The sequence below is a fragment of the Bradyrhizobium sp. Kon58 genome, assembly GCF_055807455.1.
Window position 1 is genome coordinate 1 of sequence record NZ_JBVVOT010000359.1, and the last position, 289, is coordinate 289.

Annotated in this window: 1 pseudogene; it reads right to left on the reverse strand. The window is 60.2% G+C overall.

Annotated features, from left to right (window positions below):
• Positions 1-289, reverse strand: a pseudogene (locus tag AC0L20_RS40765) (glycosyl transferase); the annotation flags it as partial.

The following is a 289-nucleotide window of genomic DNA, read 5'->3' on the forward strand; positions in this document are numbered from 1 at the left end:
GCTGCGCGTGCGCCTTGCGAAAGCGGCCTGCGCGGCCGCGTCCATCGAATGGGTTCTGGCGAAGACAAGATCGGCTTTGCGCATCGCCTCGACGTGGTGAAGTTCGAGCACGCGGGAAATGGAGCCGGTCCGGATATGGTAGACATAGCCGGTCGTCGGCTCGACCACGCATTTTCCGCCCTTGGCCAGAGCACTGGCCAGCAAGATATAGTCTTCGCCGATGATCAGGCCTTCGTCATAGCGTAGCCCGTTTTCGTTAAGGAATCGGCGTTGGAAGATCGGCTTGAGG